The 11,886-nt window shown below is 46.8% G+C and carries 7 protein-coding genes and 1 tRNA gene; 4 read left to right on the forward strand and 4 right to left on the reverse strand.

Features of this window, described 5'->3' with window-relative positions; genetic code table 11:
* Positions 1-54: 54 nt before the first annotated feature.
* The 3 genes from CDI07_RS08530 to CDI07_RS08540 all read left to right on the forward strand — a co-directional run bounded on the left by CDI07_RS08530 (position 55) and on the right by CDI07_RS08540 (position 8,182).
* Positions 55-3,624: a helicase-related protein gene (locus tag CDI07_RS08530; protein WP_088181214.1), complete on the forward strand. Its 3,570-nt coding sequence runs from the start codon at positions 55-57 to the stop codon at positions 3,622-3,624.
* Entirely contained in the window at positions 3,612-7,550 is a 3,939-nt protein-coding gene (locus CDI07_RS08535; protein WP_088181215.1) for an Eco57I restriction-modification methylase domain-containing protein, read from the forward strand. Before CDI07_RS08530 ends, CDI07_RS08535 begins: the two co-directional genes overlap by 13 nt.
* A gap of 200 nt (positions 7,551-7,750) precedes the next feature.
* Complete coding sequence (locus CDI07_RS08540; RefSeq protein WP_088181216.1) at positions 7,751-8,182, forward strand: EVE domain-containing protein; 432 nt, start codon at positions 7,751-7,753, stop codon at positions 8,180-8,182.
* Positions 8,183-8,676: 494 nt separating this feature from the next.
* On the opposite strand, the gene CDI07_RS08545 is transcribed toward CDI07_RS08540, so the two are convergent.
* A tRNA-His gene (locus tag CDI07_RS08545) sits at positions 8,677-8,753 on the reverse strand.
* A 141-nt stretch (positions 8,754-8,894) separates the two neighbouring features.
* Between CDI07_RS08545 and CDI07_RS08550 the strand changes: the two genes are divergently transcribed.
* The gene (locus CDI07_RS08550) at positions 8,895-9,533 is read left to right on the forward strand and encodes a hypothetical protein (RefSeq protein WP_088181217.1); all 639 of its coding nucleotides are present in this window, start codon (positions 8,895-8,897) and stop codon (positions 9,531-9,533) included.
* 1 nt (position 9,534) lies between these two features.
* Here CDI07_RS08550 and CDI07_RS08555 read toward each other — a convergent pair whose 3' ends face one another.
* The 3 genes from CDI07_RS08555 to CDI07_RS08565 form a co-directional block, all read right to left on the reverse strand.
* The gene (locus CDI07_RS08555; protein WP_088181218.1) at positions 9,535-10,284 is read right to left on the reverse strand and encodes a biotin/lipoate A/B protein ligase family protein; all 750 of its coding nucleotides are present in this window, start codon (positions 10,282-10,284) and stop codon (positions 9,535-9,537) included.
* Positions 10,285-10,832: 548 nt separating this feature from the next.
* Positions 10,833-11,309, reverse strand: a complete 477-nt coding sequence (locus CDI07_RS08560; RefSeq protein ID WP_088181219.1) for a signal peptidase I — start codon at positions 11,307-11,309, stop codon at positions 10,833-10,835.
* Complete coding sequence (locus CDI07_RS08565) at positions 11,282-11,833, reverse strand: DUF531 domain-containing protein (RefSeq protein ID WP_088181220.1); 552 nt, start codon at positions 11,831-11,833, stop codon at positions 11,282-11,284. Before CDI07_RS08565 ends, CDI07_RS08560 begins: the two co-directional genes overlap by 28 nt.
* Positions 11,834-11,886: the final 53 nt, after the last annotated feature.

Genomic DNA, 11,886 nt, shown 5'->3' on the forward strand with positions numbered 1-11,886 from the left:
CTCGCTGAATATATAAAAAACGAACTAAGAGAAAGCCGAAATGCTAAATTTGCTGTGGGTTACTTTTACCTCAGCGGATGGGACCTAATCGACGAAGGTATACCCCCCACAGCCCCTAAAGACTTCTTGAGGCTAGTCATTGGTAATTCCCCTGATACAGAACTCAACATTTCAAAAGAAGAATTCAAACTACGACTTCTGGAGGAGGTCTCACAATACTCCAACTCAGATACCTTGGAGAAGCTTTACACTCTCTTGAAAGAAGAGATTGTGAAAATCAGGGCATATACTCAAGGAAAACTCCATTCTAAGCTTTACCTGTTCAAGGAACCGGGTAAAACTCTCGCCATAGTCGGCTCCTCCAACCTAACCAGTGCAGGGTTAACCCGGAATAAAGAGTTGAATATTATGCTCCAGAATGTTGAGACGATACTCGAGTTAGACAAGTGGTTTGATGAACTCTGGGAAGAGAGTGAGGATATACAAGAGGAGATTTTACAGATAATAGAAACCGGAAAGAGGATGGGCAAAAATTTTGGGAAATTTGTGACCCCAAAACAGCTGTTCAAACTTCTCGTTTGGAAATGGTTTGATGGCATGATCGAGCCAGTAGAAAAGAAAGATATCCTAGCCGAATTCCAACTGATAGGTGTTGTAAATGCTATTCGGATCATCTCAGAGTTTAGTGGTGTTATAATAGCCGACTCAGTTGGATTGGGGAAGAGCTTTATCGGGGCAACTATTATTGAAGAATATATCCGCGGGAAACTTTCGAATTGGGATCCCAATCGCTTTGGAATTGAAAAGGAAAGGAAAGCGCTTCTGATATTGCCACCTTCTCTAATTCCCCAATGGGAGTATCTCTTTGTCAGCGGTGAATACTTCTTTTCGAGGAGCGAAGGATTTTATCTAAAGCAGATCTCTTCAGACTCAGCCAGGTTCAAGAAGTATGCAGTTTTCCATAAAACACACGGCAGAATCGGAGAAATAGCGTTTTTATCAATGGACAAATTCAGCACATACTCTCAAGAGGACATCATGAACATGGAACTCAATTATGAGTACGACCTCATTCTGATAGACGAAGCTCATAGACTAAGAAACCGTGCAACCAAGCGGTGGAGAAACGCGAGAATATTGAGATTTAAGGGTAGGTCATCCTCTTATCAGAATAAGTTCATACTGCTTACAGCAACTCCACTGAACAATACTATCTGGGATATCTACAACTTAATACGTGTGTTTTCGGATGATTTCTTTTCTGCATTCAAGTCCAGAGGAATAAATATTACCCAGTTATTCACAGAATTCAAGGAAATTAAGAAAAAATGGAAAGAAGACCCATTGAAATACGAAGCCCAATTACAAAGGATTGCTCAAAAGATAAAGGAAGAAGTCTTAGATAATGTCATGATACTTCGCACAAGAAAGTACATTCTCCAGACGTTCGGGAAGGATGGAAAGATAAAAATTGGCGAGAGAGAGCTTATTTTCCAAGATCCAAAACCAGAAAGAGTAACATACAAAGAGATAGCCGGTGGTCCCTATCAGAGATACTGGGAATTCCTTAGAGTGCTTCCCGAATATTTTAAGAAACTCGAATTTGAGTATGTTAATCTTTATACTAGCGGATACATAGTACTTGGGAGTACCCCAGAGGAAACTACCCCCGACCATGCAGAAGAGGAGTTTATCAAGGTATCCCTATCCTCAATATTAAAGCTCCTATTGGCAAAAAGGATAGAGAGCAGCATCTTCGCTTTTGAAAGAACCCTAAACAAGATGTACACCAAAAACCAGCTTGTTTATACCACTCTCAAAAAGTACCTCCCTAAACTAAAAGTTGCAAAAAATAACCGCGCTGAATTTGACAGGTATGTGCTCTCCCTTGGAGAGGATCTTCTTCAGGTACTTGGAAAGGAGGATATCGAGTCATCTCTCCTTGAAGAGCTTGGAGAAGAAACTGGGACTTATAACACAAAGCTCAAGATGTTATCAACATTTGTAGAAAACGGTGCCCAGATCCAGCTTCCAGAGTTCAAAACTACCGAGGAATTTCTGCAGTATATCCATAAAAAGCATCTAGAACAGGTCCTCATTAGGGGAATAACGACCGTATCTACCAAGGTAAAATCAGATATAACTGTGATGAAAGCCATCCTCTCCAAACTTGATGAGTTGAAGGTAAGAAAGCCCAATTCTGATGAGCCAGAGGTATTGGATCATATAACTGAAGAAACAGAGAAAGTCCCGATATACACATACTATGATCCAAAACTTGAGCGCCTCAAGGAAATCGCCAAAACCGAATTCCTGAGAAGGAAGTATATAATCTTCACTCAGTACAAGGATACCGCAAAGTATCTCTATGCCGCTCTGAAGCAATGGATACCCCACCAAGTAGTTTTACAGTACCTAGTACAGCAAGATGGCGGACTAAAAATCGGTTTAGTCACCGGAGAACTAGACGTTGAACAGAAAGAACGTATGATAAAACGTTTTGCTCCAATTGCAAACAATAGCAGGGATGTTGCTGAGGCGCATGGAGAGATAGAGATATTAATCTCCACTGATTCTCTTAGTGAGGGCGTAAACCTCCAAGATGCAGATGCTGTTATTAACTACGACCTACCCTGGAATCCGATGGTGATAGTCCAGAGAGTGGGTAGAGTCAGCCGCATAGGGAATGAGAAAGAAGTCATAGTGAAGAATTTCTTCCCTGCAGATGAGATAGAGATAACCCTTGGTGTTCTTTCCAAGTTGAGAGAAAAGATAAAGGACATAACAATCCTCTTAGGAAAGGAGTTCCAGATACTAAGCTCGGATGAAGATGTAAGCCTCGAAACTTTCGGAGAAAAATTGAAGAGCTTGGCTGAACTCAGCCTGAGCCAGCTGGAAGAAACCTCCCAGTCGGAGGAGTTCAAATTAATAAAGGGCGGCATTCCTAAGGACGTGGTAGAAGAATTTGAGCTACTTGATTATATTCAAAATGAACTAGAGCTCACCAAGAAAGATTTCGAAGAAATAAAGCCTATACTCCACCTAGCCCGCCCCGCATATACATTCCTGAACACCGGAAAGTTGTTTGGTATGGTTGAGATTAAAAGAGGAAAAAGAATTACTGGAAAGAAGATTCTTGTTGTAGAAGAAGATAGAGTATCCGAGCACGGATGCAGTGTACTAAAACAATTGTGGCGGGAGAACCACCCCACAGTAACCCCCAGCATACACGTACTTGAAAAGCACCTCACTGCCCTTCACAGGTATTCCAAGAATACATTACTAGCCAAGCATTCTAGAGGCGCTCCTCTTAGAGGTTTCCTTGCAGAACTTCATGGAATTCTCGAGCAACATACCGTCCAGGCAATATTGACTAAGGAGATAACTCCAGATAGAGTCCAACTGGCAAAGTCATACCTTTCAATGGCCGAGTTATCCCCTTCAGAGATCAAAGAATTTCGTGAACACCTTCTAAAAACTGGAGGACTCAAAATGAGGGGCAAAAAAACCGTTCTGGCAGACTTTCCAAAGCTGGTAGAGGGAATTATAAGCTACTTTAGCAAGTTTCACTCTAACACTATGGACAAACACATCTACTATAAGGTGGTTGGATGGTGGTGGTAATGAGCAGGGAAAAAAAGCTTGGATGGAGTGATTTTCTTGAGTACGAGCTCCTTAAAGGCAAACTTGATGCTATAGGATATCCTCAACTTGAGAACGTTAAGCAAGTTTGGCAAACCTGGTACATGAAATATAAAGAAAAAGATATCCCCGCCGGAGATGAAATATGGTTTCGCTTAAGACTTCTAGAGATTGATCCCGTTGAAGACAAAGATGATATATTTATAATAAAGAAGTGTGAAGGTGACCACCGAGACTGTGTTAGTTATCTTAGAACACTTCTAGAAAAGGGACGTAAAACTACAGGTTTAGTGGATCCTGATGAGGAATACAGTGAGCTCATGGGTAATATCCAATTGGCATCAAAGGAAGAACTAAACATAACCAGCTTGCCAGGACGGCCCAGGTATGCCATTGTTTTCTCAAACAGAGGGATAACATTCATTGGCCCATCACCAGTACGTGACCCCGATGCAATTATTAAATCTCCTGACAAGATTACAGAGGCATTCAAAAAGAAACTTAAGAGCCTAGCACGGTCTCTAAATAAGCCAAGTAAGTTCGTAGTTGTTCCATTGAACAAATTAATCGAGGACCGTGAAATAGCGGAATACTATTTTCCAACAGTCTGGAAAGCCATATTTGACAGAAGGGACATTATAGAGGACTTCTTCCAGCTCTTTAGACTCGCCAGAAGTTACCTGTATGACCTCTATAAAAACCACGAGATCACAGGTATAACTGACGACAGAGAAATCGGATACTTCATAGATGAGCTTATGCTTCAGCTTCTGATCGTCTGGTACCTCCAGTCCAGAGGATTCCTCCCAGAGGGACGTGAAAAACCGTACCTCATTGAAAAGTTCCTCGAAGTAAAGGACCGGGGGAAGTACTCCTATTTTGAGTTTCTGAAAAGGTTATTCAAGATCATGATGGGCAATGACGAAGAGTGTGCCATTAATGATGAGAACACATTTGCAGAATGCCCGGAGCTAGGCAGGATATTCATAACCGGCCCGGCTCCGTTTCTAACGTCAATTGAAAAGCTCGATCAGGTGAAGATACCAAACAAGGCTTTTTACTTCTCAACCCCCGAGGGACTGAAAAAGGGGCTGGATTATCTAGTAACCGAAAAACCCAAAAATTTAAAAGAAAAAATGAGAGAGCTGGGAGAGGAAGGAGTCCCAGTACTTGCGATTTTTGAGAGCAGAGACTGGACATCAGAGGGCGCCGAAGGAGAAATTGACAGGTACGTTATAGGTGCTATATTCGAGAAACTCCTTGATCCAGAGGCCAGAAAAGGCCGCGGGGCATACTACACTCCTGAAGAGATAACTAAATATATCGCAGAGAACACCATTAAGCCCTACTTGATTGACAAGCTGAACGAAGAGTTTGAAACCGAATATAATACACTGGATGACTTCTTTAACGAGGATTGGAAAAGAAATGGAACAGACAAAAGCCAGAAAGAGAGGCAGTACATATTCTTGTTCAACGAGCTGAGAAACCTAAAGATCATAGACCCCGCGGTTGGCAGTGGCCATTTTCTTGAGAGTGCCATTGAAGTACTGGTTGACATTTACAAACAAATACGGAATGCAGTTATTGACTATGGATTTAACGAATCAGAGTTTGCCATAACCACTGTTGACAAAAATGGCGAACTCGTAAAGGTTCCCATAACTGAACTTAAAGCGGGCGATGAGTTCAAGCTGAAGATTATGTTTTACATAATAATCTCCAGCAATATATACGGAGTTGATATTGATCCAAGGGCGGTCAGCCTAACCAGGGCCAGGCTTTTCCTGACATTGGCGGAAAGCTTCGATCCAACCGATGTGTACATCAGGTTCCCCAACGTTCACTTCAACATACGGCCAGGCAACAGTTTAATAGGATTTATCACGGTCGAGGAACTATACTCACTTCTAATAAAGGAAGAGAAAGGTAAATTGGATAGATGGCTTACTTTCAGTAAGCCTGCATCTACGACTGGATCCTCAAAGGTCAATCTGTCTCTCCAAGGGGATACGAAAGATTACATAGGACGTATAGAGGAAAAACTCAAGAATGAGCCTGAATTTGCTGATGGCCGGAGCGTGGTGAATGAACTGAGAAAGCTGGAAGTAAGCCTGAACACCCAGCTTACCAGGGAGCTCTTTAAACGTTTCTTAAGACTAAAGAGCAAGTTAGCGAGAATACTTCTAGTCTCATTGGACACCAAATATGCACAGGAAATAATCAAACTACTTGATGAGATGACCAACGCAGTAAACGATAACCTCAACCAAGAACTCGCAGAGAGTTTAGTAGAGTCGCTGAAAGAGAAGAACATCAAAATAAACATGGAAAATCTTAAGGAACTCCTGGATGATCTCTCCAAGATAGGAACGTTCCACTGGCCCTGGGAGTTCCCAGAGGTATTCATGGAGAAGGGAGGTTTTGATATAGTCATCGGGAATCCGCCATATGGTGAAATAAACAAGACCAACAATAACAAGAAACTAGCAAGGTTGTTAAGTATATTGTACAAAGACAAGAAGGTGTTGGGATACAAATTACAGGATGAAGGCAGAAAGGTCAATATATACAAGGTCTTCCTCGAACGCTCCTACGACCTTCTCGCCAAGGGTGGGTACCTTGGAATGATATTCCCCGCCCCGTTCCTAAACGACTCTACATCCGTCGGCCTCAGAAAGACGTTCTTCGAGAAGGGTGTAGTGCGAAAAGTGTTGGAGTTCCCAGAGAAGACCGGAGTCTTCAAAGGAAGTGGCGTCACCCAGGCTGTGACGATAACCCTCCTCCAAAAGGTCTATGGAAAAAGCGAAGATGGGGATACAGGGGATTATAGCTTCGATCTCGTCACGGGAATAACTCCCGAGGGCATCAGGAACCTCAACGCACTGGTTCCGATAAGGGTCAGCAAATCGGCCCTCAGAGAACTTACCGGTAGCAGTTACGTGGTTCCACTCGTTGGAACCCAAGAGGAATGGGAGATACTGGCCCACCTATCAAGATTCCCAAAACTGGATAGTGTTAGTGCCGAACTGAAACAGGGTGACATCAACGAGACGAAGGATAAGGAATTCCTCGGCGACGAACCCGACGACCCCAAGGTCTTTCTCGTCAAGGGTATCCACCTCGACCGCTATTACGTCAACCTTGACCCCAACGGCCCGAAGCCGAGGTGGGTGAAGGACTTCAACAGGCTGGTTGAGAAGTATCCCTCTGTCAGGGAGAACATAAGGAAAGAGAGGCTCGGGTGGAGAGCCGTTGTCAATAAGGCACAGGTGCCGAGGCTAAAGTTCTCATTGGTACCGAGGAACGTCGTACTCACACACGCGATTGATTTTATGGTGCTGAACGACGATAGAGTGTCCCCTAAATACCTACTCGCCCTCCTGAACTCCCGCCTACTCGATTGGTTCTTCCAGAGGTTCTCTTCATCGAACAACATAACAATGCCCGAAGTCCGTAGATTGCCGGTGGTGCTCGCGGACAGGGAAACTCAAAGGATTCTGGAAAGGCTCGGGGAGTACCTGACCTTCCTGAAGATTATGGAGAACGAGGCCGAGGACGAAAAAACGGCCAGGGGATACAGGGAAGCCTTCGAGTTCTTCGACAACCTGAGAGAGGCCATAGTCTACTCCCTGTACTTCGGTGACGTCCTCAAGGAGAGGGCTCCGATCGATGAAATCGGGCGGAAGCTCGAAGACATACCCTTCGACGAGTGGTTCGAGGAGTATCACAATAAAGGCCTAACAGAGGAAACAGAGAGATTCAACGAACTGTCAAAAGGCATATCCACCAAACTTGAAAGGCTGTGCTTAATTCTTAAGGAAGAATCCAGCAGAGAGTATATTACAGCATTACAACATGAGTGGATCCCCACTATTGAGGAAAGATTTCAGAGGCCATTAAGATAAAAGGTAACCATTATTTTTATTTTCAAATTTCACATTTTTAGTGTTTTATCCTGAAACACAATCTCTGGAAGCTAAGAAACTCCCGAATCATGCTCCAACTCCAATACTTATCACTACACTCATTAAATGGTTTTGAGAATTATAAATCAACCTAACAAACATTAAATATCATCAACGACAGATTTGAAGTGGTGGTATGAATGATTCACTGGCTCTGCATAACCAACCGCGACAACTGGGAAGTTGTCAGAACGAAGAACGTCTGGGGCGTGGCGAGGAGGCACAAGAACACTATCGCCAAAGTCAAACCCGGTGACAAGCTTGTCTTCTACATCAAGAAGGAGCGGAAGAACAAGGAAGTTCTCGAACCCAAGATCGTCGGCATCTTTGAGGTCATTAGCGAGCCTTACACTGACTCAACAAAGATATTCAAGAGCCCGCCGCACCTTAACGAGACTTACCCGCTGAGAATTAAGATCAAGCCCGTAAAGCTCGGCGAGCTCGACTTCAAGCCCCTCATTCCAAAGCTCAACTTCATCACCAACAAGAAGCGCTGGAGCGGCCACCTGATGGGCAGGGCGATGAGAGAAATCCCCGAGGAAGACTACAGGCTGATTGAAGGCCTGCTTTGACTTTTCATTTTGACCAACAATCTCGAATTTTTTGATGGTTGTTATTCATTCTGTCAAACTTAAAAAAGAAGTTACAAAATTTGATCAAACTCCGCGCAAGCGGAGTTATTGGGATGTGGGGACGTTAGCCCCCCAGCAAGATTGGCCTGCGCAGGGCTTGACCAAAGAAAACGCCCTCTTTCCGTCAACACTAAAACTTTGGGAAAGTCTCATCAAAGTTCGTGATTTTCCTCATGTCTCCCCTATTATTGTGATTTTTATACTCCGAGGGTTTTCTAGAGGAATGCGGTTCTAACTTGGCTCTCGAAGAGGGTTTGTTCTTTTTAGCGCTCCATAGGAGCGCGAGTTGGAGTAAACCCACTTAAAGTTGGCCATTAAGAGTGCATTCAACCGAAAAACAGTTCCTTGAATCCGGAAATCATTACTACAAAAGAGCACCTCGGATAAGAATCACGAACCTTGATCAAACTTCGCCTTCGCGAAGTTTGTGAGGATGGGGCCAGGGCCGGGATTTGAACCCGGGCTAGGGGATCCACAGTCCCCTGTGCTAACCAGGCTACACCACCCTGGCCATTTCCAGCTAAACCTTTTGGGTTAGCTTTATAAAGTTTTCGACAGAAGGGGCTGAAAGAGGGAGCTGAGACCTTTTACATACCATAACTAAGAGCTGGGGCGAGATTTAAGCAGTCGGAAGGCCATAGGGGGTTTAGATATGAAGGCAAAGCGCGAAGCACTCACCAGCCTCTTCACGGCCATGAGAGAGGAAAAGGTTGATGCCGACATAATCGACCTCCTCCTGCTCATAAACTCCATCAACGGCGTCTACACAACCTCCTCCTGCTCCGGGAGGATAGGAATAATAGAGGAACCGGCACTGGGGGCAAAGCCCCTCTCGAGATGGCTGGTAAAGGTTCACCGCCCGATCGAGTTCGAGGAGGCCAGGAGAGCACTCAAAAACGCCGAGAAAGGCCTCATATTCCTCAAGAGCCAGCCGCCCATATTCCACATCGTCGCCGAAGACCTGGAGAGGGCGAGGAAGCTCCACGAGCTTGGTCTGGCGAGCGGCTTCAAGTACACCACCTTCAAGGTGATCTCCAAGCGGTACCTCGTCGAGATAAACGCCACCGAGTACCTCACCGCCCCGCTGGGGAAGGACGGAAAAGTTCTGGTGGACGATGAGTACCTCCTCTTCGCAGTTGACCTCGGCAACGATATGCTGAAGCGCTCAAAGGGAAGACTTCCACGGCTGGAAAGGAACTTCAAGGCTTTGAAGGATGAGCTCGGTGAAGACGAACTGTTCTACGAGCTGGCCGAGGAACACGGAATAGAAGAAAAATGGAGGCTACCCTAGTTCAGCGGCTCTCGTTCCATTCTGTGTTCCCATATTTCTCTTCCACCAGCTTCTCCGCCAGTTCAAGCTCGTAATCGGTCAGCTCTCCCTCCTCGAGCTCAAAGGCGGCCGTGAACTTGTCCCTGAGCAGCTCATAAGCCTCCCAGCGGCTCAGCTTTACCCCCTCGCGCTCCAGGGTCGTTACGCGCTCCCAGATGCTCGACACGCCCTTGTCGGCCAGCTTTGCCTTGGAAACCCTCAGAACCTTCCCGAGTATCTCAACGCGGGTGGAGTACATGAAGGTGCCGTGCTGGAGGATCACACCCTTCCTCCTCGTCTGTGCGGAACCACTGATTTTTTTCCCGTTGGCAACGATGTCGTTAAGTCCCGAGAAACCCGCTTCGAGACCGAGCTCTTTCAGAGCATCGACGAGCGGACCGGCAAGATAGCGGTAGCTCGTCTCAACGTTCCTGAGCATTGGATGATAGTCATCGCCGACGATCACAGAGTAGGTTATCTCCCCAAACTCGTCGTGGAACACCGAACCGCCCCCGGTTATGCGCCTCACGACAGGAATTCCAAGCCTCCTTGCCTCCTCAAGGTTCACATCGTGGACGACGCTCTGGAACCTTCCTATCGTCACGGAGCTCGGAGAAAAGGCGTAGAGTCTAACCGTGTCGGGAACCTTCCCCTCGATTCTGGCGCGCATTATCGCCTCGTCTATGGCCATCTGAACCTCGGGCCTGGCAACTATGAGCGGGATGAACCTCATGACATCACCAAGGTTAAAAGGTCGTGAGCGTTTTTAAGCCCAGCGATGATGACGCCCAAGCCCTTCCGAGGTGACGATGAGGAGAGCGGTCACCACTGAGCAAGCTTTGCCCGCGCAAAGCTTGACCAAAGGAGTTTGAGTAGCTAAGAGAGTAGGTGGTAGTTGCATGCCTCGCCAAGTGGGCGATTTGTTTAAGGGGGTTATGTTTATGAAAGCCTGTTGGTGAGGGGTTGTCTAAAAACGCGCCCAAAGGGCCCTAAGAAGAAACCCAACTAAAACGAGCAAGTTGAGATTAAGCCCACCAGATAAAGCAATCACAAAAAGGTGTGCCAGTTTTGATGCATCTCTGCCAAGCAACTTTTTGTAGAGTTTTGAGGGCGTGGGGGCGGAGCCCCTCAGTAGTTTAGAGAAAAAATGGGGTTGTGGGGCGAAGCCCCACTCCGGGGGTTTGAGAGTACAGAGAGATAAGGGGGCGGAGCCCCCTTGTCTTTCGTAGGGTCAGGGGCCGATTAGCTCCTCATCGGAGACCTCGGACACCTACCCTCACATCATCCCAGGCCAAGGTGTTCCCTTATAATCAACGGAATGAGGCCGATCTTCGGGAAAACCAGCAGAGCTTTGTCCTCAACCGCGTAAGCCGGAACGCAGGGTATCATCCCATAGGGGGTCGGGTAATCCGGGTCGGGTGCCCAGTTGTTGTCCCCCCACGTTACGAAGCACTTCTCCACCTTTCCATCCAGCTCAACGGTCTTTATCTCCCTAACGCGGTGAATTATCGGGTACTCGTAACCGGGGCGCTTGTAAACGATGACGTCGTTGAGATGCACGTCGTCTATGTTCTCCTCACTTATGCCCTTGAGCAGGACGACGTCGCCGCGGTAGAACACCGGTTCCATAGACTCGCTTACCACTATCACGAGGGGCGAGTCGGTGTGAAGGGCCACCTTGAGGCCCACCTGAAGGGTGAAAACCGCAAGCAGTGCTATCAGTATCCACGCTAAATCCTTTTTCCATGAGTCCTCCATTTCAGCGCCTCCATGAGGGTGCTTATTCTCGCGGGTATCGCGCCTATCGCGGTGCACGTTTCAAGGCTCACCCTCTTTCCCGTGATGTCCATATGATAGCGGGCGGTCTTAAAGATTTCCTTCGGGAGCCCGTGCCTCCCGAGGCCAACGAGGAGGAGAAAACTCTCGCCTCGAAGGGCCCTTTCGGCGAGTTCCAGCGGGGTTACCTCCTTCTCCTCGCCCGGCTTCCTTGTAGTTGCGACCGGAATTCCGAACTGCGGCGGAAAACCCCTCTTCGGGAACTCCAGAAGGTGAAAGCGGTCCCCCTCGGCCAGCTCAAGGAGATACCTGCCCCCCTCGCCTATGGTCGTGTGGGAGCTTATCTCACGGGCAACGTCAACTGGCCTGCCCTCGAACGGAAACCCCACGAGGGCCAGATGGAAGCCATAGGCGTAGGCTATCGGCCCGGCCCTGGCTATCGCCCTCAGATGAGCCTCGTGGAGTTTTTTGGGGTCGTAGGTGTTGTAAAGTGCCAGCGTCAACATCTTTCCTCACTCAGAGTGGCCAACAAAGGTTTATAAGGATTTAGAACGGATTA

It is taken from the genome of Thermococcus sp. 5-4, from assembly GCF_002197185.1.
Taxonomy (GTDB): Archaea; Methanobacteriota_B; Thermococci; order Thermococcales; family Thermococcaceae; genus Thermococcus; species Thermococcus radiotolerans.